The 24,467-nt window shown below is 59.3% G+C and carries 15 protein-coding genes; 2 read left to right on the top strand and 13 right to left on the bottom strand.

Annotated elements, in window-relative coordinates:
- Window positions 1-64: 64 nt before the first annotated feature.
- From ACVJGD_RS03120 to ACVJGD_RS03085, 8 genes are all read right to left on the bottom strand, one after another.
- The gene (locus tag ACVJGD_RS03120) at window positions 65-1,036 is read right to left on the bottom strand and encodes a glycosyltransferase family 2 protein (protein ID WP_456632984.1); all 972 of its coding nucleotides are present in this window, start codon (window positions 1,034-1,036) and stop codon (window positions 65-67) included.
- A 78-nt stretch (window positions 1,037-1,114) separates the two neighbouring features.
- A complete protein-coding gene (locus ACVJGD_RS03115) occupies window positions 1,115-1,558 on the bottom strand; it encodes a hypothetical protein (RefSeq protein ID WP_456632983.1) in 444 nt (147 codons plus the stop codon).
- A gap of 25 nt (window positions 1,559-1,583) precedes the next feature.
- The gene (locus ACVJGD_RS03110; RefSeq protein ID WP_456632982.1) at window positions 1,584-5,390 is read right to left on the bottom strand and encodes a glycoside hydrolase family 99-like domain-containing protein; all 3,807 of its coding nucleotides are present in this window, start codon (window positions 5,388-5,390) and stop codon (window positions 1,584-1,586) included.
- A 404-nt stretch (window positions 5,391-5,794) separates the two neighbouring features.
- A complete protein-coding gene (locus ACVJGD_RS03105) occupies window positions 5,795-7,834 on the bottom strand; it encodes a hypothetical protein (RefSeq protein WP_456632981.1) in 2,040 nt (679 codons plus the stop codon).
- The gene (locus tag ACVJGD_RS03100; RefSeq protein ID WP_456632980.1) at window positions 7,831-9,180 is read right to left on the bottom strand and encodes an HlyD family type I secretion periplasmic adaptor subunit; all 1,350 of its coding nucleotides are present in this window, start codon (window positions 9,178-9,180) and stop codon (window positions 7,831-7,833) included. The genes ACVJGD_RS03105 and ACVJGD_RS03100 overlap by 4 nt, the downstream gene beginning before the upstream one ends.
- The gene (locus tag ACVJGD_RS03095) at window positions 9,170-11,404 is read right to left on the bottom strand and encodes a peptidase domain-containing ABC transporter (protein WP_456632979.1); all 2,235 of its coding nucleotides are present in this window, start codon (window positions 11,402-11,404) and stop codon (window positions 9,170-9,172) included. The genes ACVJGD_RS03100 and ACVJGD_RS03095 overlap by 11 nt, the downstream gene beginning before the upstream one ends.
- A 184-nt stretch (window positions 11,405-11,588) precedes the next feature.
- Window positions 11,589-12,245 carry a class I SAM-dependent methyltransferase gene (locus ACVJGD_RS03090; RefSeq protein ID WP_456632978.1) on the bottom strand — a complete coding sequence of 219 codons (657 nt, stop codon included), beginning with the start codon at window positions 12,243-12,245 and terminating at the stop codon, window positions 11,589-11,591.
- A gap of 161 nt (window positions 12,246-12,406) precedes the next feature.
- Window positions 12,407-13,360: a calcium-binding protein gene (locus tag ACVJGD_RS03085; protein WP_456632977.1), complete on the bottom strand. Its 954-nt coding sequence runs from the start codon at window positions 13,358-13,360 to the stop codon at window positions 12,407-12,409.
- A gap of 508 nt (window positions 13,361-13,868) precedes the next feature.
- Here ACVJGD_RS03085 and ACVJGD_RS03080 point away from each other — a divergent pair.
- Window positions 13,869-14,510 carry a nucleotide-binding protein gene (locus ACVJGD_RS03080; protein ID WP_456632976.1) on the top strand — a complete coding sequence of 214 codons (642 nt, stop codon included), beginning with the start codon at window positions 13,869-13,871 and terminating at the stop codon, window positions 14,508-14,510.
- A 268-nt stretch (window positions 14,511-14,778) separates the two neighbouring features.
- Here the strand turns inward: ACVJGD_RS03080 and ACVJGD_RS03075 are convergent, their stop codons facing one another.
- Entirely contained in the window at window positions 14,779-15,138 is a 360-nt protein-coding gene (locus tag ACVJGD_RS03075) for a helix-turn-helix domain-containing protein (protein WP_456632975.1), read from the bottom strand.
- Between the two features lie 1,789 nt (window positions 15,139-16,927).
- On the opposite strand from ACVJGD_RS03075, the gene ACVJGD_RS03070 reads away from it, so the two are divergent.
- A complete protein-coding gene (locus ACVJGD_RS03070; RefSeq protein ID WP_456632974.1) occupies window positions 16,928-17,284 on the top strand; it encodes a VanZ family protein in 357 nt (118 codons plus the stop codon).
- Here the strand turns inward: ACVJGD_RS03070 and ACVJGD_RS03065 are convergent.
- From ACVJGD_RS03065 to ACVJGD_RS03050, 4 genes are all read right to left on the bottom strand, one after another.
- Window positions 17,281-17,787, bottom strand: a complete 507-nt coding sequence (locus ACVJGD_RS03065) for an acyltransferase (RefSeq protein ID WP_456632973.1) — start codon at window positions 17,785-17,787, stop codon at window positions 17,281-17,283. The two genes, ACVJGD_RS03070 and ACVJGD_RS03065, sit on opposite strands and share 4 nt — an antisense overlap.
- Window positions 17,788-18,119: 332 nt before the next feature.
- Window positions 18,120-19,445, bottom strand: a complete 1,326-nt coding sequence (locus ACVJGD_RS03060) for an HlyD family type I secretion periplasmic adaptor subunit (RefSeq protein ID WP_456632972.1) — start codon at window positions 19,443-19,445, stop codon at window positions 18,120-18,122.
- The gene (locus ACVJGD_RS03055) at window positions 19,430-21,211 is read right to left on the bottom strand and encodes a type I secretion system permease/ATPase (RefSeq protein ID WP_456632971.1); all 1,782 of its coding nucleotides are present in this window, start codon (window positions 21,209-21,211) and stop codon (window positions 19,430-19,432) included. Before ACVJGD_RS03055 ends, ACVJGD_RS03060 begins: the two co-directional genes overlap by 16 nt.
- Window positions 21,212-21,453: 242 nt before the next feature.
- On the bottom strand, window positions 21,454-24,348 hold the full coding sequence (locus tag ACVJGD_RS03050; protein WP_456632970.1) for an Ig-like domain-containing protein: 2,895 nt from the start codon (window positions 24,346-24,348) through the stop codon (window positions 21,454-21,456).
- Window positions 24,349-24,467: the final 119 nt, after the last annotated feature.

Raw genomic sequence — 24,467 nt, 5'->3', positions numbered from 1 at the left:
GGCGAGCCATGGTCGTCGGCTCTCCTCAGAAGGTAGACTTGACAACTAACCTGAAGCCTTACCGCTAAGAGATCAATACTCGGCTGATTGCTCCTGTTGGTCCATTGGAGCGAAATGCATCAAACACTCCTTCTTCATACGGACTCGGAAATCCGACACGTGAGTTTGGCTCAATCTTGATTAGACCTTTCGAGCCGTACAAAGGGGAAGTGATCGCTGCCTCAGTGAAAGCTCTCAGCTCGGACACGTAGACTTTGACGATGTTATCTTCAATCTTGGTCCAGTCACGGGCTAGTACCGCTTCAACAGTGTCGCCAGGTCGGATTAGACCTCGGGCTACCATCTTGCGAAGATTAACGGCGATGCGTTGATCCGGATACAGGTTCAGCATGTGTAAAATGAAAAAACAAAGTGGCGTCGACGCACTATAGAACGAACCGGAGACCTCCGAGTTGTGCAGCAAGGTTCCCGACGTCCTTGCGGCAGACCTCAAGATTGGCTTTCCCCACCGCAATCCCCCATCCAACTCGCCAATCGATCCGCAGCGGAACAGGGATCTGCTCAGAGGCGCATTGTAAAGCCAAGTGCCAGGATATGCGTCAATCGGTTCGCAATCTGCCAGAAAGTCTACGATGGATTGTGGTAGCACCATCTTGTCATTATCGATGAACGTTAAGAACTCATCCGTATCGATGAACAGGAAATATCTGCAAGACTCGGCCAAGGCAGCATAGAGGCTCGCAAAGATTTCCTTGTTATGGATATTGTTGTGAAAGCCGTCATACCGAACAAGCACAGTCTCTTTCGGAAGTTGCTTATAGATAGCCTCGACGGTTGGGTCAGAGGACATGTTGTCAAACACGATCAGATTTTCGTACCCAACGATAGCGGAGTGATAAGCAATCCAGTCCCTCAAGAAATGCTTCTCGTCCTTTGCCTTCACAACGATCTTTAATGTGGCGCGCCGAGCACGTATTCTTTCGCAGATCTTTTCTTTGTCCGCACGCCAAAATGGAAGCTCATTAAATCCCTCCATGCGCCGCTCGTGACCTCCCTAACCGCAGTCATGGTGGTCCGAGTCCTCGTTTTCCACCATGATGCCTAGTCTAACACGCTAGATTCCCCTTAGCACTTTCTTCCATAGATGCGCATCCTCCTCGTGTTCGGCGTTCGGGCTACGTCCTTCTCCACCGCCAATGGCATGAAAATGATCCGTGGCCGACGTCACTTTCCTTTCCCTGACGGCCGAGGCTACGTCCGGATATTTCTGAAGATACCATTCCTCATCGACTTCAGGACCTCCTCCCTGCCTTCCCTCGAAGTAGCCGTAGCCGATATAGTGCACCTTGGCGCTTTCAACTTCTCCCCGCTCTATCGCCCTCGTTACGTCAGGATTCCGTCTCAGATACTCCTCCTCATCAAAGTCAGCTGCTGCCAAAGCAATCTGTAACAACATCTTCAGGAGCCGAGTGGGAATTTCAATCGAGCCGTTGCCATTGAGCGCTGACTGTTTCGTACTTAAAGCGTTCATCAAAGACGCGGCAGAAGGCACAAACATCAAGTCACCCCCAACATTCTTCCAGCTACAGTCTCGCCATCGCGCGCGGCGCGGCTTTTGCTGTCCGCTTCGGCTTTTCGGCCTCCGCGGATGCCCCCAGCAATTGCGCCGTTACTTCCTCGAGATAGGCGGCCTGCGAGCCGGTCTCGCGTGCGGAGAGGCCGAACCTCTCGCGGGCGACGCGGTGCATGCTGTCGATCTCTTCGATGTGCTTCTGTGCCTTGAGCGAATGTGTGACGCTCGCGGCATGGCGACGGTGCACGTTCAGGGGATCGGCGACATAGGCGATCCTGGCGCCAGGCGCGGCGAGTGCCTCCAGGTAGATGCGCCAGTCGCCGGCCATGCGCAGCTCGGCCAGGTCGTCGCGGCAGGATTCGAGCGCGCGTAACAACGCTTCGCGCCGCCACAACACCGAGCTGACGTTCAGGATGGTATTCTTGACCCCGAGATAGCGGGTCACGAAATCGCGGCCGTCGAAGACCTCGGTGCGCGACAGGGCGCCGGGCTCGATCGTTGCGTAATAGGGCTTGTAGGTCGCGTAAAGATGGGAGCCATCGGCATCGATGGATTTCGAATCGGTGAAGCCGAGCGCGATGTCGGGATCGCCCTTCATCAGTGCGAGCAGGCTCGACAGGAAAGTGGGCTCGGAAAGATCGTCGGCCTCGGCGATCCAGAGGAACTCGCCCCTCGCCATCTCCGCAGCCTTGGCCCATTGCGCGAACACCGAACCGGAATTCTGCTCGTTGATAACGAGCGTGAGATCGCGCTGGCGCTCGTCGGCGAGCTTCATGATGACGGAGATGCTGTCGTCGGAGGAGCAGTCGTCGAGCACGATGATCTCCTCGACCGGATGGTTCTGGTCGAAGATGGTATAGAGCCGCTCCGGAAGGCAGTGCGCGTAGTTGTAGTTGGGAACCGCGACCGAGATGGTCGGGAGCGAAGGCACGGCAAGCCGGAGCAGATCGCGGACGTAGTCTGCGAACGCGAATTTGGTCTGGATGATCTCGGTCATGCGGGCGCGTTCAGCCTCTGATGGCGTCCAGCGCAGGAAATTCTCCACTGCTTGCGCCATCGCCGGCACGTCGCAATAGGGCACGACGCGGCCGACATTCTCCTTGAGAAGGAACCCGGGGATGCCGCCGGAGTCCTGGAAAGCGACCACCGGCACGCCGACGCTGAGCGCCTCCAGGGCCACTGTCGGGAAAGGATCCTCGCGCGAGGTCAGGGCGTAGACGTCTGAGGCGGAGTAGAGCGCCTGCATATCGGAACGGAAGCCGGCGAGATGAAAACGGCCGGTGGCCTCGGCGCGGCTGATCTCAGGCCCCAACCATTCCTGCAGGCCGGGATCGATGCCGCCCGCCCAGCAGAAATGGACGTTCGGATTCTGACGCCGAACCAGGTTCCAAACCTGCAGGAACAGATCGAATCCTTTGCGCAGGTCGGCATAGCCGACACCGAGCACCATCTTGTCCGCGGGACCGACGCCAAACTCCTTGCGAACCAAAACGGCTTCCGCCGGCGTCGGCTCGATCTGCTTGTAGCTGCCTTGCGCTCGGATCAGGAAGCGCCCGTCACCAGCATCGAGCTTGAGCGCTTCCACCAGCCTGTCGCGGACGAACTCGGAAGCGAACACAACGTGCTGCGCGCTCCCGATCGCCATGCGTGCGACGTCATCCAGATTCTTTTCGCGAAGGATCCGCGGCAGTTCATGCACCAGCGAAACCGTGCGAAAACCCATTTCAGCGAGGAATTTGGTGGCGCGTCCGCTCGCCGAGGTGTTGGCGACTGCGGCCGTGAATCCCTTCTCCCGAAAGTGTCGCAAGGTCGCGGGGATTTCGGAAGCCTGCTTGAGAACGGTGAGCGGAGCCACCGAAGCGTATTCGGCCTCCATTGCACCGCCCTGCAGCAATAGATACTCGACCTCAATGTTGAAGGCGCTCCGCAGCGTCCTGCCGATATTGAGCAACAGATGCTGCGCACCGCTCGGAAACGCATCGTGCCCAACCAGCAAGACTTTTGGCAGCGACAGATCCCGCGTCAGGCCGGTGGCCGCACGCGCGGTGGCGTTCAGATAGGCCGATCCGAAATGCAGGTCCGGCTCGAGGTAGGCGCCCTCGCACCATTCGTTCCAGGCATTGACGCAGACGAAGGCCTCGCCGAAAAATGTGTGCTTCTGCGCCTGCTCGACCAGCGTCGCCAGCCATGCCTCGTACTTCTGCGGCGTCGAGCCCTGGATCACAAGACCCGTTCCCTGCCGGCGTGCATCGTTGTCCCAACTCGGAACCACGGTCTTGATCAACGGAAAATTGGGACGTGGCTCCTCGATCGAATATTTGACGACGTCGTCGTAGCTGTAGATCTGGCCCGAGTAGGTATCGTCCAGAATCTTGACCTCGGAATTTACCAGCGGCACATATTTCGTGAGCTTGTGCGGCGGGAACTCGATCGCGCCATCCATGCCGTTCGCAGCGGGATCATGATCATCAAAGCTCTGGCTCATGATGATGATCGGATCTTCATTGAACTTCTTCGCGAAGATCGAACGCCATCGCGCAATCACCTTCGCGGTGTCCGGAATGAGACGCGGACGATAGATCATCAACAGTGGTCGGCCCTGAATGCGGATGTACCGCTTGTCCTTGAAGTGCCGGTTGAAGTCCGACAACAGACGCTCGTCGTCGTCAGCGAGATAGTCCTGCGAGATCAAGACCTCGCCTTCCATGCCGTCCCAGCGCCGCGTCCAGTTCTCGTTCGCCCACATCAGGCAGAACGGCATGTTGATGTCACGCGCTTTCAGGAACTGTTCGAGCGGTTTTTCCATCAGCCGCTTGCCGTTGAACCAGTAGTAGTAATAGACGAAGCCGTAGATGCCAGCCGCCTGCGCCAACCGGACCTGCTTGCGCATGGTCTCGACATCGGCGAGGGAATAGAAGCCGAGGTCGCGCGGAATCCGCGGCTGATAGTGGTCCTTAAAACGCGGAACGCCGCGGGCGATGTTGGTCCACTCGGTGAAGCCCGCGCCCCACCATTTGTCGTTTTCAGGGAAAGCGTGAAACTGGGTCAGGTGATAGGCCAGCACTTTCGCGCGCGGCTTAGCGCTCGCCGGCAGCGGCCTCAGTTCCTCGAACAGCGGGCTTGGCTTGGTGAAGCGCTTGATCTCGGCGGGAATGGTGGCTTCGTTCTCGGGCGGTGACGGATAGATGCCGTCCTCGTGCCGATGCTCCAGATAATGCAGAAGCGGGTTCTGGTCGGTCTTACCCTTGAAGTAGCGCTGGATGTAGAACTTGGTATCGAACTCGGCCGACGGATTGCGCCCTTCCTTGTAGCCGTGGAAGATGAAGTGCTCGAACGGGTCGACGGCGGCGGCCGCGACGTCCTGGTAGGTCTGCAAGTAATATTGCGCGTCGAATTCCGGGATCGGACTGAACGGACCCACACGATTCTTCAGGTAGTGGGCGAGCGGGCTCTCGCTCGCCGGGATCGCGTACTTCTCCCTGTACCAGCCCGGCTGGAAATACGGGCTCGGCCGCCGCCCCTCGGGCTCGCCGACCGAGGCGTAGTGCAGGAGCGGATGGATGTCCGCCTCCTTCACATCGGGATAGGTCGTGAGATACCAGATCGGATCAAAGATCGGATTGGGCTTGCGCCCCTCGATGTAGCCGTAAAGGAAGAAGTGCTCGAACGGGTCGGCGCCGACCGCGATCACGTCCGGGTAGCTCGCGGCATAGAAGTTTTCATCAAACAGCCCGAGCCCCTTGAGGGTGCGCGCGGCGGCGGCAAGGTCGATGGCGAGTGCAGCCGTCTCAGGCTGGTGCGAAGTTGGTGCGGCCACCTGAGACTCGGGCGAAAGCTCCGGATGCTTGGTCGCCGGCTCGTTGGACGTGGGTTCCTTAGCGCCTGCGCCATTCGTCTTGGCGACGCCCGGCTCTCCCTTAGGTTGCGATCTTGCCGCAGCGCCGCGCCTCGGCCGAGCCTCTTTTTGTCCTGCATCGCGAGCGAGCTTCGAAAGAAAATCGGCCATCTTCACACAGTCATTCGTGGATTGAGAGCTTTATTCCGCAACTACGAGAATAGTGCAATCTTTCTGTCCTCAATATGAAAACTAACTCTGGTTGTGCTCAGATTGTCACTACGGCTTGCCTGCTTTTGCATCTTTCCGCTCCTAAACAAGCAACGCCATTTGCGAGAACGTGAGGACTTTCTTCGAATTGCTCACGTTGGTCGCGCGAAGATCACTCAGTCATTGCCAATGGTCGTCGTGCCGATCAACTTCAGGCGCTGCGCTGCGACTTGATTGCCTTGCTGCGCGGCTTGCTGATACCAATGCACGGCAGTGTTCCGGTCGCGCGCGATACCGTTGCCGGACATCAGGGCGTCCCCCAACGCAAGCTGCGCTGCCGCCAGGCCTTGCTCAGCCGCCCGCTGAAACCATTCGACCGCTTTCGTCGGATCGGCATCGCACCCCTGTCCTTTTCCGAGCATCACGGCGAGATTGTATTGCGCAACGGTGTGCCCCTGCTGAGCGGCGGCTTCGTACCACTTCACGCCCTCGGCGAGATCCTGAGCGACGCCGGCGCCGGTGCAATACATGACGGCAAGCTGAAACTGCGCCGCCGCGTTGCCGGCGCGCGCCGCTTTCGCCATCCAGGACGCGGCAGCCTCCGCATCTCGCATGCCGCTCTTTGGATCAGAATACAGAACGCCGAGCGTGTACTGAGCCTCGACGTGGCCGGCGTTGGCGGCACGCGTGAACCATGGGAGGGCGCCTCGAACGTCGGCAGTTCCGCCAAACCTGCCCATCAGCAGCGCACCCAGATGGAACGCCGCCGGCGCGTAGTCGGCCGCGGCGGCCTCTGTCAACAGCGACCGCACCTGTGCAAGCCGGTCCATCGAACCATCCTGATGAAGCAGGAAGAGCGCATAGGCGGTCTTGGCGTCAGGGTCGCCGCCGCCAGCGGCCTTGCTCAGCCATTCCCCTGCGAGCTTGTGGTCGCGCTCAACGCCGTTGCCCACGGAATAGAGCCTGCCGAGCTGCATCTGGGCCGCGCTGATGCCGCCCTCGGACGCGCGCTCAAACCATTTGATCGCGGTCTCCACACCGCGTTCGACGCCCGAACCGTTGAGATAGAAGATCGCGATATTGAACGCCGCAGTGGCATGGCCCTTCTCGGCGGCACGCTCGAACCATTTTGCGGCTTGACGAATGTTGGGCGCGACACCCGTTCCGGTTGCATAGAAGCGACCGACGAAAAACTGCGCCTGCACGTCGCCCCGCTCGGCAGCCTTCTCATACCAGTTGGCCGCCTCCCGCAGATCCGGCTCTGCCCCTGCGCCATGCGAGTAAAATTCTGCCAGCGCCTGGATCGCCGGAAGGTAGTCCTTGCGCGCGGCCTTGCGCAGCGCGGTTTCGGCCTTGTCGATGTCTTTCGCGATGCCCTTGCCGTTCAAGCGCAGCAAACCGATGTTGTAGAGCGCAATCGGATCATCATGGTTTGCTGCGTTCTGGAACAGCCGCGCAGCCTCGGCATGGTTCTCGGGCATTCCGGTGCCCTTGAGGTTCATGAAGGCAAGTGCGACCTGGGCTCTCACATGCTCCTGTTCGGCGGCCCTGCTATACCAGATCACGGCTCGCTCGAAATCGACGGGCACGCCACGCCCTTGATAATAGACATCACCAAGCGCGAATTCTCCCAGGGCCAACTTCTGGTCGGCTGCGGCCTGATACCATTTGAGCGCAGCGGAATGATCCTGCGCACATCCCGTCCCCGCGTTATACATGTTACCCAACGTGGCCTGCGCCTCGGCCTTGCCGGCTTCGGCCGCTGCGGATATCCAGCGGAAGGAAGCGTCGACATCTTTCTCAACACTCGTCCCGTGCGGAAACACCAGCTGGTGAACATTCGACGCCTTCTCGCCAAGCCGAACAGCAGACGATTGCCGCCACGCCTCTGGCCTGTTCGGCCCAATGAGAGCGCGAGCCCCGTGCAGGAAAATCACGCCAAGCTGAAATTGCGCTTCGACGTGACCGAGCTCGGCGGCGCGCTCGAACCACGCGACGGCGTCCGGCATGCTTCCCGCGACGCCCTGGCTTTTTGTATAAAGCAACCCGATTCGATAGCTTGCTTCGGCATCGCCGGCCTGCGATGCCTGCTTCCAGAACTTCAGGGCCTCCAGATACTCACCGCGCTCATACGCAGCCAACCCGCGCTCAAACGGCTTCGCGTGCGCAGAAGCAGGTTTAAGCCACTGGAAGAGTGATCGGGCCGACAGCGTCATGGCTCACGCATGGCCTCCCCCAGGCCCTTGAGCATCCCGCCAAGCAGGTACATTGCGACCGATCGCGTGCCGACATTGACGTCGCCCGAAAGCGTCATCCCGGGGATCAGGCGAAAATTGCTTGGCACATCCCTGAAATTGGTCGCGTCCACCGAGCATCGTGCCTTGTAGTAGGCGTAGTCGAGGGGCTTTCCATCATCATCGGTCGTGAACGCGCCCTCGCTGATCCAGCGCACTCTGCCCTGGGCCGTGCCGTGCGCCGCGGCATTGAAGGCATCGATCTTCATGGTGCACGGATCTCCAGCCCGGACGTACCCGATGTCCCGCGAACTGATCCTGATTTCCGCTTCAAGTTTGGTGTCGATCGGCATGAGCGTGATGAAGGGATCGCCGGGCTTGAGGACCGAGCCGACCGAAAGCATCGCTATGGTCAGCACCACCGAGGGTTGTGCCGCCGTCCAGCGAACTAGATCCTGGTGCTTCAGCGCCTTATCATAGGTCGCTCTCGCTTCGTCGAGCTTGTTGCGCGTCGCTACGAGATCTTGGCTCAGTTGCGCAAACCACTGCTGCCTGAAGGCGTCGCGATCGGCGATCAGCGATCCCAGCGTATTCTGCGCTTCGATCAGGCTGTTGTGCGTGTTCTCCAACGTCCGCAGCAGCTCCAGTCGGGTGTCCTGGGAGATATACATGTTGAGCTGCGAACCGGTGCCGTGCTCGGCGAGCGTCGTGCGCATTGTCTCGATCTTTTGCAACACCTCGTCGCGCTGCCGATACCTGGCATCGTCACCGCGAAGCTTCGCGATCGTCGCCTGGGTCTGCTTGATCTTCGATTCGAAGCTGTTGAGCTGGGCGGTATATTGCGCCATCCGCTGATCGTAGAGCGCTTTCTGCAGCGCCGCGTATTTCTGAAAGTCGGAGTCCGGCTTGCTGGCAAAGACGAGCGGCTGCTGGTTCAGCTCGGCCTCACTACGCGCGACTTGCGTCTCGAGGCTCGCGATCTGCAATTTCGCTTGCGTCAGATCGGCAGAAGTAAAAGTCGCGTCAAGTGTCGCGAGCAGCTGCCCTGACTGCACCTGCTCGCCCTCATGGACATCTATAGTCTTGATGATCGATGGATCGAGCGCCTGCAGAACGCTGATCTGACCGGCCGGCACGATCTTGCCGCTCACGCTGGTGATGACGCGATCGAGCCGCGTCAGGCAGAGTATGGCGACAACCGCAAACAGAAACGCAGAAAGCACATGTAGTGTAGCCCGCGCGACCAGGGGCTCGGCCTCCTCCCGGATGGCGTCGGTTTCCGACTGGAACTGGCGAACGGTCGCAAGCGAAGCTTGATTAGGAGACAAGGCTCGGACTCCGGAAGTTCGGCCGATCGTTGTGGGCCGCAGGCGTCAGATGCGTGTTCTGCTGATACCACAGGGAACTGTAGATATCGTTGCGTTCCAGGAGCTCCTCATGCCGGCCGATATCGTCGATCACGCCGCGATTGAGCACCAGGATGGCATCCGCCTTCGTCAGCGCCGATAGCCGGTGCGAGATGATGATGAGGGTTCGGCCATGCGCGATCCGCGAGATGTTGGCGTTTACGATCGCCTCGCTGTCGGCATCAAGCGCGCTCGTCGCCTCGTCGAGAATGAGGATCGGCGGATCAACGATCAGGGCGCGCGCGATCGCGAGTCGCTGCCGCTGGCCTCCGGAGAGGTTCGGTGAACCTTCGTAGACGTGTGTTTCGTAGCCGCGCGGCAATTTGTCGATGAATTCTTCCGCGCCGGCGAGCCTCGCCGCCCTGACGACATCGTCAAACGTCGCATCCGGCTTGGCGGCGGTGATATTCTCGCGGATCGTCCCGCTGAACAGGAAGTTCTCCTGCAACACGACACCGACATTGCGGCGGAGATGATCGATGTCGTATTCGCGAACATCGATCCCGTCGATCTTGATCAAGCCGCCATAGTCGGAATGCAGCCGTTGCAACAGCCGCGTGATGGTCGTCTTGCCGGAGCCGCTCTTGCCCATCACGCCAAGTGTGGTTCCCCTCGGAATCTCGAGGGAGATATTGTTTAGCGCTGGCGAGACCGCGCCCTTATACTTGAAGGTGACCCCGGAAAACTCCACGTGGCCCTCAAGCGGCGAGCGGACGCCATGTCCAGAACGGCCCTCTTCCGCCGGTTGGTTGACAAGACGGCTAACGATAGAAACGGCCATACGCACTTCATCAAATTGATTGATCAGCTGTGCCATCTGCATCAATGGGCCGGACACACGCTGGGACAACAGCAGAAAAGCGAACAGTGCTCCGACATAAACAGGATCATTGCTTTCCAGCACGAGATAAACGCCCAGTGCGAAGGCGCCACTGACGGTCAACCTTTCCAACGGACGCACAACCGCCTGGATCGCGTTTCCGGTCATCCCCTCCGCGAGGCGCGCCTTGGCGAGGCGTGCAACCAGCACATCCCACATATGGCGCTGCCGTGTGTCGAGCGCGAGCGACTTGACCGTCCGAATACCATTAAGCGTCTGCACTAGGAACGCGCCCTGCTCGCCCTCCGCCGCAAGGACGGCGGCCGACGCCTTGCGGTAAGCCGGCAACATCAGGACCAGCCAGGCGACAATCAGTCCGGAGAATCCAAGCACCACGAATGTCATGACCGGACTGAAGAAGAACATGACGGGAATGAAGAAGAGCAGTGTCGTCGAATCCAGAATCGTGCCGAACAACTGTCCCATCAGAAAATTGCGAATCCGGAACACTTCGCGGATGTCACGGGAGATGAGGCCGACGGCGGTCTGTTCGAAATAGTCGATCGGAAGATTGAGGACCTTTTCGAACACGTAAGTGGACAATTTGACGTCCAGCCTGGTCGTCATGCGATGAACGAGAAGTTGTCGAAGGAACGAGAATCCCGCTTCAAAAGCAATGATGACCAGCATCGAAAGGCAGAGCACGAAGAACGTATTGTAAGCCTTGTAGAAGACCACCTTGTCCGTCATCAGGCGCCAGAACATAATTGGCGCTAGCCCGAGAAAGCCGAGGATAACTGCAGAAACGGCGACGTCCCGAACCATGCGGCGCTCGCGGAACAGCAAAGCGGCCACGAGACCGAGGCTGAACGGTTGCGATTCGTCGGAGATTTCATAGTTGCGTTTGACTAGAACGACATCCCCGGACCAGATGTCTTCAAAACGCGGCCGATCGATCACAAGCAGGGCATCTTCCGCTGCATTCGGATCTCTCAATATGATGCGCGTATTATTCGCGTCCCCTTCGACACGCAGCAGTACCATATGGCTTCCGTTGCGCAGACGAACGATGGAAGGGAGCGCTTTCTTCAAGTGGGCAAGCCCGTCCCAATCAAGTTTGACAATCTTCGCCCGCATGCCCGCCTTCTCCGCGCAGCGGACGAGTTGATCGAGCGTCACCTCTTGATCGGTCAGCAGGTTGTCCTTGATAAGCTGCGTTGTAGTGAGGTGCAGACCGTGCTGTCGTGCGACGATGATCAGACATCCAAGTGCGGACGGAGACACCGGATCCGCATAACTATTCTCGGCGACAGCTTGGATGATCATGAAAGCTTAGCCCATGTGTCTGTTAAGAGCGCCTGTTACGGCCGTTACTGATCGACAGACTGCCGTTCTTAGCACTAACATATATACAACAAAAACGACAGGAATACTAACATTTAGCGTGATGGCGATTGCCACAGGCGATTGACTGCAGGTTGCATGAGGCGACCAGCACAGTGATAAGCTTCTAGGCAGACGCTTCCTGAAAATTAAAGCCCGTTTCTAACAAACTCCTCTGGATGGCTTCGCTATCCGCCTCGGGCATCAGCGCGAGCGCACAGACCTCAAAATTCTCTGTCCTCACCGAAACAGTCGGAAAGCCCGCCATCAACAGCAGGTTGCCGAGGCGCTCGGCCGTAAATCCGGTGCGATGGGCCATATAGACGCGCCCCTCCTCGATCGCGCGCGAATGGCCGTAGAGCATGTCCAGCGGCCTGATCGGACCCGCCGGCGAATTGTAGGCGATGGCGGCAATCCCATGCTCGACGATGAACTGAGCGACCGATTCGATGTCCGGGCTTGTGATCAAGGCGAAGCCGTCGGGCTTCAAGACCCGATGGAACTGACGCAGCGTTGGAAAAACCTCGTGCGCATAGAGATGCTCAAGCACATGCGACGACCAGACTGCATCGAACAATTGCGGCGCGAACGAATCGCCGAGATCAAGGATTGAGCCGAGAACATCCGGTTTCACCTCCGGATCGATGTCGAAGCGCACTTCCTCCCAGCCTTGCCCATCCACCATGCGAGCAATTCGCCGGGCAGGCCCGGGCCCGGAGCCCGCATTGAGCAAGCGCTTCACACTGGCGGACAAATCGGTTCCTGACGTCGCGATTGGGCGCATCGGGCGCGGGTGAGGACAAGACGAATTTCGAACGTAAACTACCATCACCTTATCGATGTGGCCTCACAAAGGCGTAAATCGCGTCTCAAGCCATCTTCAGATCACAAAAGCAAAAGCCCCGCGGAGCGGGGCTTTCACAGATATAGCGTCCAGCGGCCGAATTAGAGCTTCGGCAGAGTGACGATCTGGTCGTTGAAGTGGAGATCCTCAACTCCGCTGACCGCAACCGTCTGATTGTCACTGAAATGGAGCGTATAAGTTGACGTAGTTGCGTCGACGTCAATCTTGGTGACATCAAAGAAAGAACGATCCGCAAAGTCGACGGTGTCATTGCCGTTGCCGCCAATGATCGTATCGTTCCCGGAGTGCGACTGGATGTGGAAGGTATCGTTGCCACTTCCACCCTGCAGCGTCGAGCTCGCGCCCGCACCGCCCGAGAGCCAGAGCTGGTCGTTGCCGCTGCCACCATCCAAAACGTCGCCCTGCACGCCGACCAAGGTGTCGTTGCCGCTGCCACCCGAAAGTGTACTGTGCCCCGATGTGAGGTCCCTGAGCAAATCGTTGCCGTCGCCGCCAACAAGCGATTGAGCACCAGTGCCCGCCGTCAAGCGGTCATTTCCGTCGCCGCCGTCCAACGTGTCATTGCCGGTGCCACCAAAGATGCTGTCGTTGCCAGCCCCGCCGACCAGCGAGCTATCACCGTGTCCGCCCTGGATCAGGTCGCTACCGCCACCGCCATAGACCGTGTCGTCGCCGCTGTCGAACAGGTTGATGGTGTCGGCACCCTTGCCCGCTGCAACGAACACGTCGTTGTCGCCGCCGGTCACGTCGAGCTTGGCGCTGTTGTCATCCAGGATGATCGCCTTCAGATTGGGATTTGTCTCAACCGTCGTAGAGGATGAAACGTCCAGTATCTGAATGGTGGGAGCGACCGGCCCACCGGGAAATGGTCCCGATTGAAACCATCCCCTCGTGCCATCCTCTCCGCCGTCGTTGAACACACCGCTCTGCTCCAGCGAGTCGATCAATGCCGATCTGACACTCGCCTCGATGTTGTTACCGCTGTGGTGGAGAAATTGACCCAGCTCAGTCTTCGTCAAGTAGGTAACGGCCATGATACCCTCTGGCAAGATTCCGAGATTTCACCGATCAGCTGACACGCCGGCCAGCGCCAATGTGCTGCAAGTTGAAGGTGCTACAACTACAACGAGAGTGAAGATGCCAGTTCGACCCGACACAACCGTGTTCAATGTTAGGGTGCATCGCGTCGTTTGTTAAGCCATTGTTAGTCGCGCTGCACAATTGGAGTCAAGGATTAAATTCACGCGCGATTAACTCAGATTTGAGCTCAATGTCACGCCATTGTTAATTGCGGTGCAGACGGCCCGACTCTCAGCCCGACGGGCGCTTTTTCGGGCGATTCGGTGCAATCTGCGGTCAGACCATTCGGAATTCGCGGATGAGCCATGCACGAGAATCAGGCAGGCTGGGCTCGGGACGTCCCATGAGGCCAATGAGAAGCCAATTGTGGACGTGCGTTAGGTAATGGTAGTGTAACCGGCTGATTTTACTCTGAAATGTGAAGATCTGTTGGTGTGACGCCGCATGAACTCTCCCAGCCCAATGCGGACGACCATTACTGTTACCCAGCGAAAAGGTGGGGTTGGCAAGACCACGATTGCGGTCTGTATCGCAGCCGAGCTCGCGCGCCGCGGTCATGATGTCGCGCTGGTGGACAGCGATCCGCAGCGCTCCGCGGCGCAATGGGCCGAGCCGGGCAATCTGGAATTCCCCGTTTACGAAATGGCCCTTGAAGGCACCTCGGTATCCGCCTGGGCTCAGGAGGTGCGAAATATTCAGGCCGGTCTCGTGGTGATCGACACCGCCCCGAACGCGCGTGAAATGGGTGCGTCGATCGCGCTGGCAAACCTGATCCTTGTCCCCTGCACCCCCTCCGGACTCGATCTCGATGCGACCGCACAGACGCTCGCTATCATTGATGCGGCACGCGAGCGCCGGCGCGATGCGATCAAGGTCATTCTGGTTCCTAACCGGCTTGATCGCCGCACTCTTGAGGGCCGACAACTGGTTGAGGAGCTGAGCGAGTTCGGCGAGATCGTCGCGCCTCCCATTGCCAGTCGCTCGGCGTTCGTCCGCTCCTTTACAAACGGTCAATCGGTCGCGAGCTTCATGCCCGGCGACGCGGCGGATCTAGAAATCCGGCAGCTCGCGGATGCGGTAGAATGGGCTGTTGGAGAGGATTAGCGTACCACAGCGACCAAAGGCGACCGTCGCGCGGTGTCTACGAAGAGCGCTGCGACGCATGTGCCAGCGGCCCGAGCGAACTTGTTCACAGTCAATCGAGCGTTCGGATCATTGCAACATCCAGCGGCCATCCGCACGCGAGGATCGCAACAACGCCCGGCCGTGCGGGCAGGCGCTTTTGCCGCCGAAACCCTGCCTTGGAATTTGCGACTGTCGCTCCCGCTGGCGACTCAGCCGCCCGCAGTCACGAAGGCTCAGACAACGTTGATCAGGCCTTGCGCGCCTGGCTAACGGGAAAGGCTTCGGCCGAAGCTTCTTCGAGCCGCATCTTCTCCAGCAGGAGATCCGTGACGATCTTCCGCAGCCGCTGGTTCTCGAGCGAGAGCTCCTCCAGCACACGGCGCATTTCATCCATCGTCGGCGAGCTGGTTGGCACCTTCCCGTCACCCGCAGGATCGGACGGAACGACCGCATCAGGCTTACGCAGAGGCAGTTTCCGCCAACGATGAAGCGTCATGACGCTTACCCCGAGCGCCTTGCAAATCTCCACTTGGGAATTGCCCGCTCGGGCCAGCTCGTCTGCTCGAACGAGCTTTAATAGGATCTCCTCGTGAGAGTGCTTCTTCATCTTCCCGCCTAAACGCGCTCAGGCCGGCAGCTAGCGGCCGGATCCGCCACCCGACGCAGCCAAAGACTCGGCCCGAGCAGCATCACAATTATCATAAATACCTACAGTCAGAAACGAGAGGCGAAACGCCGGAGGCGTCGGTAACGCCCATGCTCCAGGTAAAATGTTAGTCATCATCCGCGCAAGCTAACCGTTCGTGTTAGATGCGGTGCAACCTGATTTTGCAGCCGTTAACCCGCATATCAATTCGGCCTCGTTCGCCGGCCGTATCGCGTTGTAGCACGTTACCGCCACCACGATCCGCGTCCTGTTTTCCCGATCATTGTTGGACATCATCGGCGCTCCACGCCGGAGCGCCGCAACAACGTTATTTTCGATCGCATCGTCACTTCGAAACAGTCGAACCGCTCATATCCGATTGGGCTGCGAGGTCAATTGAGCGAAGCGGACATTCAAACGGTTTCTTGCGAAGGCACCGAACAAATGGTTTCCTCCCAAGGAAGCGAAGATCAGGATACCGCTGCGCGGGGCCCAGAACTATCTCGGCCCATGATCCTGCACTTGCAATTTTCGGTTCACTTAATTCGTGAAGTATGAGCTATCTTAACTATACAATACAGTAGTCAGGGCGGAACCACGGGTCAACCACGAATGGATTTCCACCTGAAAATAAAGATTATTGCGAGCACCGCATTTCTCTCGCTCGACCTCTAGCACTTCCCTATCATCGGCCCGAACACTGCTATGTGATGGTGTCGTTGCTCCGCTCCCTACCCCCTTGGCCGAGCGAGACGTTGGACTGCCGACGCTCACGCACGCTTGAATGGTGGCTGCACAGGTTGGCCCAGGCAGCACTCTAACCGTCCGAATAGCTTGCGCCCCCCGTTTCAATCCACCACGAACGGAAAACGATCGCACGGCCGTCCGGTTGCCGCGTAGCCCGCAGCATATCTGTGCGCTGTGTCAAACAGAGCCGCGCTCAACCGTCACCATGCAACGAGCATCATCACAGAATGCCGGTCGCTCACGGTACGACGCAACCTCGATCGCAGGCCTCCGGCCGGCCACCCATCAGGCATCCAATTATTTACTTTTAAATCGCGCTACATTTAAATATATTTAATTTACTTGGGCCAGTAGACCATGTCTGCGGGCGTGAGCGGCCATGGAATTAAGGAGATTCCGACCTGGAAAAGTGTGCTGCGCAGCCAAGCATCGCAGGAGAGGATGTCCCAGGTAGCATCTGCAATCTGCGTAATGGTCTCGGGGCCAAAGCTTCGGTCTGGACCGAAATGATGCCGCCAGGTTCGACTGAACTTCGGAAGCCCTCTGTGCGATGGCTCGAAGACCGAAATCGCTCGCGAAGGCGCGGCCAAGACATTCCACGTCTCTTCGGGCGTGGATGCTGGCCCGTCCGGCTTCGACTGGTCCCATGATTAGAGCAGAGGAAACAACCGCACCGCCGCCTCACCGGACGCGCGAGGCGGATGTACACATTGGATCCTTGCACTGCGCGCCCGTCGATTTCAGCGCAACCGCGACACTTAGGAAATGGCCTTCAATTGGAAATGAGCGCGCAAAGAGGACCCGCTGGCCTGAACCTTACCTTTTGCTCGAGGGCTCTCTGGACGCATGCATTCGGGCATTCTTGGCCAAGCCTGCGCACCAACGCCATCTCTACGAGATACGTACTGAACCGCAAACGCAGCTTGTGACGGACGTATTGTCCGCCGAACAGGTCATCGAAATCGCTCGCCTCCGGGATTTTCTTTAAGAGCCAATGCCCCTCATGCCTCAGAAACTCACCGCGTTCGCCGCTTGGGCGCTCCTGTGCTTTCTTGCCTATGCCTCGGTGTCGCCAATCGGCGCGAGGCCAACGCTCCCCGCCTCAACCAGCCTGGAACATATTGCCGCATTTGCGACGGTCGGCGTCCTCTTCCACTTAGCCTATCCGCGCCACGTCATGTTTGTGTGGTTCGTCGTCATAGGCAGCGCCGCTGTCTTTGAACTGATGCAACTCATAACCATAGATCGCCATGCGCGACTGGTGGACGCCTTCGAAAAGATGGTGGGCGGCAGCATGGGCATCTTTATGGGCCGCGCGGCGCTCTATTTCGAGCAAACGCTGCGTCGTCGCCAGATCTAATCGGCAGCGGAAGAGCGAGAGGAAGGCCTGGCGCCGCCATCGCAGCCGGCGTGCCCAGAGGGTGATTCCGCGTCCACTCGCATCCGGGCCGGGCATCCAAATACTTTGGCGCCCGCCGGCACGTCCCGATTGACGAAAGAATTCGCACCAATGACGGCTTTGTCGCCGACCGTCACGCCCATCTGAACGATGGCATTCGGTCCGATATAGACGCCGCTTCCGATCTTGGTCGGAGCGTAGTCGACCGGCTTCTCTCCGAGCGAGATGGAGCGATTGACGGTGTGATGCGTATAGATTTGAACGCCGGCGGATATCGAGCACCAGTCGCCGATTTGCAGACCTCCGCCCGAACCGTCCAGAATACAGCCGGGTCCGATCCATGTATGCCGGCCGACACGGACGTCTCCAAGCACGAGCACATTGTCGTACATCGTCGTGCCCTCGCCAAAGCCGTAGGCGGCGGCGTTATCCCCTCGCTCTGTGAGGAGATCGCCGATCGACACCCTTCGAGAGAACTGAAGTTTCTTGCGCGCTGCGAGAGTCTGCAGAAAACGCCTAATGAGCCCGAGCCATTCGTCGACGCGCTGTTCGGACATTCCGGAGTTGAAGTCTGGCGACATCTGAAGCCCCTTGCTCAGCCGAACCCTGGGCGGGCTTCATTGTATCACCATCACGCGTCGAACGAGGACGCAACGGGAACCGCCGCGCGAGGCCTGCTGCTTAGCTCGCGTTCTCCATCACCCGCGGCCATAGGGCCGCAGGTGAACGGCCGAATATCCCTACGACAGCGGCGGGATTTAATCAACCGTTTTAAATAATTTAAATCTGACTTCCGCTAACGCTCCTTGAACGCGCGCCCGGCCTGATCCCGCAACGGCTTGACCAGGTAGGACAGTGCGGTTCGCGCGGGCGTCTTGATGAAGACATCGACCGGCATGCCCGGCACAACCTTGGCCGATCCGAGTCTTGCAAGCTCGTCCGCCTTGAGCAGGATGCGCGCCGTGTAATAGCTCGTGCCGGTCCGCTGGTCCTGCGTCAGGTCCGCCGAGACCATGCTCACCTCTCCGTCGACCTCGGGCGTCGTTTTCTGATTGAACGCCGCGAATTGCATGGTCGCGGTCTGGCCGACATACACCTGATCGATATCCCGCGGCGTGATCTTGACCTCAACCGCGAGGGCATCCGCATCCGGCACGATAAGCATGATCTGCTCGCCAGGAGCGATCACACCTCCCACTGTGTGGACGGAAAGCTGGTGAACGCGGCCGGACTGCGGCGCCCGAATATCGATACGATTGAGCTGATCCACCGCCGCGGTCTTCCGCTCGGTAAGCTCGGAAAGCTTGGAGCGCGTTTCGATGAGATCCTTGCCCACCTCGGTTCGCAGGTCCTGATCGATCTGGATGATCTGAAGCTCGATTTCGGCGATCTTTCCCTTTGACTGCGCCATCATGCCGCTCAACTGGCTGCGCTCACCTTCCAGCCGCGCGCTGTCGCGCTCGAGCGCAGTCAGGCGTGTGATCGGCACGAGGTTCTTTTGGAAGAGCGTCCGGACGCCCTCGAGTTCCTGTCGGATGTAGTCGACCTCCTTCTGCTTGGCCTCGGCTTGTCCGACATACCCCTTGATCTCGTCCTGAAGCTGCGCCTTCCGCTCCCTGAGCTGTGCCTTCTGGCCGCTCCGGGACTGCCGGCGCAGATCGAACAAGGTACGCTCCGCCGCGATCGCGCGCCCCGCCTCAAGACTGCTGTCTCTTGCTCGTTCGAGCAGCGCCGGCGGAAATACGATCTGATCGACGCCGTCGCGCTCTGCCTCGAGGCGCGCCTGGCGGGCAAGCAGTTCGTCGAAACTCTTGGTGACGATCGTCGCGTTCGCAAGCGTTTGCGTCTCGTCGAGCCGGATCAGAATATCACCGGCTTTCACTCGGTCACCGTCGCGGACGCGCAACTCGCCGACAATGCCGCCAGTGGCGTGCTGAACCTTCTTCACGCTGGAATCCACGACGACGACGCCCTGGCCGATCACGGCACCCGACAACTGCGACGTCGCAGCCCAGCCGCCGATGCCGAACGTAACGAAGCCGACCATGAACATGCCGACGATCATGTAGCGCTGGATCGACTGCAGCGCCGGGGTTGCTACCTGGACTACTTGGCGATCCATCGTCCGCCTCCCTGCCCGTCAGCCACCACCCTGAGCGGAGCTGCCGGCCGCAGCACCTTCTTGAGCACCTCCTCTTTCGGCCCAAAGGACTGAAGCCTTCCCTCGCCGATCACCAGGACATGGTCGACCGCTTCGAGCGCCTTCGGCCGGTGCGCGACCACGGCGACGATGCCGCCGCGGCGGCGGACACTCAGGATCGCGTCCGTGAGTGCATCTTCGCCCTCGGAATCGACGTTCGATGTCGGCTCATCGAGCACCACCAGGAAAGGATTGCCGTAGAGCGCCCGGGCAAGCCCGATGCGTTGCCGCTGCCCCGCGGACAGAGCCATTCCGCCCTCGCCAACCTTGGTGGCATAGCCATCCGGGAGCGAGAGGATGAGATCATGCGCGCCGGCTGCCTGCGCGGCGTCCAGCACGCCCTGGGACGTGGCATGAAGATCGAATCGCGCGATGTTGACGGCAATGCTGCCCTCGAACAGTTCGACGTCTTGCGGCAAATAGCCGATGTGCTTGCCCAGCGCGTCGGGCGACCACTGCTCCAGCGCCGCGTTGTCGAGCTTGATCTTGCCGCGCAACCGCGGCCAGACGCCGACCAGCGCGCGAACCAGCGTCGACTTGCCAGATCCGCTGGGACCGATAATCCCGACGGCCTCGCCACCATTCAGTCGAAACGAGACATCGGAGAGGATCAGCTTCTCTGACTCCGGGGCCGCGACATAGAGTTGCTCCACCACGACCGCCTCCTTGGGCGCCGGCAGTCCGAGACGCGCAGCCTCCTCGGGCAGGAGCTTCAGCAGTTGATCCAGCCGATGTGCCGACTGTCGCGCGCCAATGAATCCCTTCCAGTTCGCAATCGCCACCTCCACGGGGGCGAGCGCCCTCGCCGTCAGGATCGATCCGGCGATGATGATGCCGGCGGTCGATTCCTGGTTGATGACGAGAGCTGCGCCGACCGCAAGAACAAGCGACTGCAGAAACGAACGAAAGAATTTCGACAGCCCGCCGAGCCCGCTCGCAACATCGCTCGCCTGCTCGTGCGCCGAGAGATACTTGCTGTTGACATCCTGCCAGCGCAGCGCCGCCTGCCGCCTCATCCCCATCGCCTGCAGGACCTCGGCGTTTCGCCGCCCCTCAGCAGCAAGTGCGCTGCGCGCGACGCCAAGCCGCGAGAAGGCCTTTGCCGGACCACGTGTTCGAGTCTCCGTCAGGACTGTGACTCCGACCAGCACCAGCGCGCCGATTAGCGCAGTCACGCCGATCCAGAAATGGAACAGGAAGCAGATTCCGAGATAGATCGGCATCCAGGGCAGATCGAACAGCGCGGTCGGCCCGCCCCCGGACAAGAAGCTGCGGACCTGGTCAAGATCGCGCAATGGCTGCATGCCGTCGCCATCGCCGCGCGTCTTGAGCGGCAGGCGCACGACGGCATCGAACACACGAAGCCCGAGCCTTTCATCGAAGTAACGCCCGATCCGAACGCTTATCCGACTTCTGACCAGGTCGAGACCGCTCTGGAACAGATAAAGCACCATCGCCAGCACCAACAACGCAACCAGCGTGGGGATGCTGCGACCGGGCAGCACCCGATCATAAACCTGAAGCATAAAGAAAGAGCCTGTGAGCATCAGGAGATTGCTCAGGCCGCTGAAGGCGGCAAGGCTCCAGAAGATCCGGCGGCACGAACTCAGGAATGCCGATATCTCGGATTGCGGCTCATCGTAGAGGTCTTTGGGACGAGGCGAACGGGCAAATAGCCGCGCTCGCACGGCCTCGACTGAACGCTCCCCTAACCTGATCAGCTCTCGCGACGATGATCGCGCCCGCTCTGCCAGAAGCCCCAAGGCGGCGATAAGTACCGCCCATCTCGATACTTCAATCTCATCAATATTTGCCGGCGGGAATGCATCTCCCCGCCGTCCATAACCAGTCATGGCACGTCCCCTAACATGCGTCGTGGAGATTGATCTCCACGACGCTGAATGTTCTTCGCTCTAATGCGCCCCTTCGCTTACGCGAAATGGAAGTCGTGACTCTGAAGCGAACCAAGCTTGGTGTTCTTCAGCGTGAGCGAGTCATCTCCGGTCGAGATGACCACGTCCTGTCCGACCTGCGAAGCGTGGTTGAGAACGCTGGCAAAGTCGCTGAACGCGCTCTTGCTGAACTGGATCGTGTCGTGCGAACTCCCGTAAGCATCGAAGTCCTTGATGACATCCTTACCGAAATTCGCAGCGAATACGAACGTGTCCGGGTTACCCTTGCCGATGAAGATGTCGTTGCCCGATGTGCTCGTCAGCGTATTGCTGCCTGTCGAGCCAAGGATTGCGCTACCCGAACTGGCCGTTGTGTGACCGGCACTGTCGACCCCCACCGCCTTGAACGAGTGCACGGTGTTGGATACGGCAGACGAACTCGTAAAGCTCCAGGTACCGTCGGCACCCGCAGTTGTCGCCCCCATATACGCCTTGCCGTCGTACATTTTAACCTGGCTGAATGCATCAGCGGTGCCTTGAATCGTAACTACATTGCTCGAGTTCTGGGTGAGCGAACTGAAATTCACCTCTGAAGCTGGAGTGGTTGGGGTTGTGGGCGTTGTGCCCGGAACGCCAATGGCGTGATCCCCGTTGAGATCCTGATGGAAAATAGTCTCGTACGATTGGACCGTCGTGCTGTTGGCAGCAAGAGCAACGCCGTGGGTCGGGTAGAACTTGAAGTTGCCCTGACTATCCGTAGTCCAGAAGGTGAACTGCCCGCTTGAGTCTTTCCACGCAACATCGTAGCCGCCGCCATCCAGCTTGACTGAGCTGATTGGAATCCAGTCATCGAATTGGCCGGCTGTCACAGCGGCGCCGTGATATTTCAGCTCGGGGCCGGTACTTCCGAGGAAATAATTGTCGCCGACCTGGACAAGGCCAGTCAATCCAGACGGTGGGGTCGATCCACCATCGATCACCGGATGGAAGGGCTGCGACGCGGCGCTGACATTGCCCGCAACGTCCGTTGCCTTCGCGATGAGGTCGTGAGTCCCGTTCGACAGGCCGCTGGTGGTGACGCTCCAGCTGCCATTCGTCCCCACCTCAGTGGTACCGACGACATTCGATCCGTCATAGACCTTGATGACGCTGCCTGCCTCGGCCGTTCCGGACAACAGCACGTGGTTAGTATCGACAACAGAGTTCGCCTTCAACGCCGGCGCAGTCGGCGCCTTGGTGTCGATCGTGACAGCAAGCGCTGCGGACGTCGCACTGGCGGCTGTTGCTGTCGTACCGGTGCTGCCTGCCGTGGCCGTGAAGCTATGAGCACCGTCCTGCAGCGCCGCGGTGGTCAGGCTCCAGTTGCCACTGCCGTCGGCCTTGACGGATCCGATCTGAGTGTTGCCGTCGAAGACCTTGACGGTAGCGTTGGCCTGGGCCGTGCCCTTCAGCGTCAGCGTATTATCGTTGGTGATGTTGTCGCCGGCCTTCCCGCTGTCGTTTGAGAAGGAGACGAGCTTCGGCGTCGTCGAAGGCTGCGTCGGCGGTGGCGTCGTCGGCCCACCGATCACCGGATCGACCGGCTGCGAGGCAGCGCTGACATTGCCCGCAACGTCAGTGGCCGTAGTTGTCAGGTTATGAGAGCCAGTCGACAGGGCGCTGGTGGTGATGCTCCAGGTGCCATTCGCAGCCGTCGTGCCCGTGCCGACCACGTTCGACCCGTCATAGACCTTGATCGTGCTGCCCGCCTCGGCGGTCCCGGACAACAGCACCTTGTTCGTATCGACGACAGAATCGCTCTTCACAACCGGAACGGTCGGCGCGACGTTGTCAACCGTCACCGTGAGGAGTGCAGATGCGGCGCTGGTCTGACCGCTCGAGTTGGTTGCCGTTGCCTTCAGCACGTGCTGGGCATTGGTCAGCACCGACGTAATGTATTCCCAGCTCCCGCTCGCATTTGCTGTCGTCGTGCCGATCTGGTTCGCGCCATCGTAGATCTTGACCGTGCTATTCGCTGCAGCCGTACCCTTCAACTGAAGCGTGTTGTCGCTGGTGATGCCGTCGCCGACTTTTCCTGTGTCGTTCGAGAACGAAGCGATCACCGGTGCGCCGGGAGTCGAACTCGGAGGCGGGGTCGTCGGGGTCGTAGGTGTCCCTGAGAGCGTGTTGTTCGTCGTTACGAGCTTGCCGGTGGCGTAATCAACGTTGTTCGTCCACACCGGTTCAGTATTTACAATGCTGCTCCAATACCAGTGGCCCTTGCCTAGCACGTTGTTCGTGACTTGAGCGTTGGTGATTTGACCGGAGTAGCCGGCCTTTTCTTCAACGTAGATGGTAGCAGCCGCGTCGTTCTGCCCGAGAAGCAAGTTGCCATCGACCTTGATGTTGTCGATCGATCCGAAGGCATTTTGAATAATTATGCACGACGTATCACGTCCGAGCACGGTATTCCCGCTTATGAGAATGTTGTTGAATCCGCCCTGGGCCTGGATGCCGTCATAGTGACCCGCGCTACCGCCAGACGCATTCAGGTCGTGAATGTAGTTGCCCTTGATGACGGTATTGCTGCCCTCAACGTTGATGCCATTTTCAACGTTGTAGATGTCGTTGTTGGCGAACGTTCCCGCGCCACCAATGCCTGCCTGGCCTTGCGGTCCGTTGCCGGTGCCATTGATATCGCAGTTCTGAACGACCGCACCCGTCACTCCGCTCTTGATATTGACTACGTTGTAGCCGGAGGACGTGATGCTGCAGTCCTTGATCGTGACATTGGAGGCGTTGATATAAACGGTGCCGGTAATCTTAAGGCCCGAGATGACCGTTCCAGGCGTGTTTATGACAAGGTCCCCATTATACGGATTCAGTGTTACTCCTGGCGGCACACCGGTGTTGGTGGCGTCAGGATAAACAACTCCGTTAAACGTATAAGCCAAAGCGCCTCTCCTTATTTAGGCTGTTTCCGTCGATGCGGCATGAGCGCAACTTGTCCCCGCACTCATGCCAACGGGTTCGGGCTAGTCTGAGGCTCACGTAATGGTCGGACGGGGACGGC

The sequence above is a fragment of the Bradyrhizobium sp. USDA 10063 genome, from assembly GCF_054063735.1.
The sequence above is the reverse complement of the archived record's forward strand: the minus strand, read 5'-3'. Positions and strand labels throughout refer to the sequence as shown.